A 228-nucleotide genomic window follows, 5' to 3' on the forward strand; every position below is an offset into this window, starting at 1 on the left:
CGACTGCCTCTCGCTGTGCGCCCGGCTGGGCCTGGACGTTGCCGAACCCGACGTTTTCATGGACAACGACACGTCCGCCTACCTCGACAAGAAGCGACCGGACTTCGCGCGAATGCTCGCCCGGATCAAGCTCGGTCCTTCGCGGGTCGTCGTGTGGCACGTCGATCGCCTCTACCGGCGACCCCGTGAGCTCGAGGACTTGATCGACCTCGTGGAGACGCATCCGAT

At 64.9% G+C, this 228-nt stretch carries 1 protein-coding gene; it reads left to right on the top strand.

Features of this window, described 5'->3' with window-relative positions; all coding sequences use genetic code 11:
• Positions 1-228, top strand: a 228-nt coding sequence (locus B2869_RS18790; RefSeq protein ID WP_414683278.1) for a recombinase family protein, incomplete at both ends; no start/stop codon positions are given.

The organism is Microbacterium sp. UBA3486 (assembly GCF_002377845.1).
GTDB lineage: Bacteria > Actinomycetota > Actinomycetes > Actinomycetales > Microbacteriaceae > Microbacterium > Microbacterium maritypicum_A.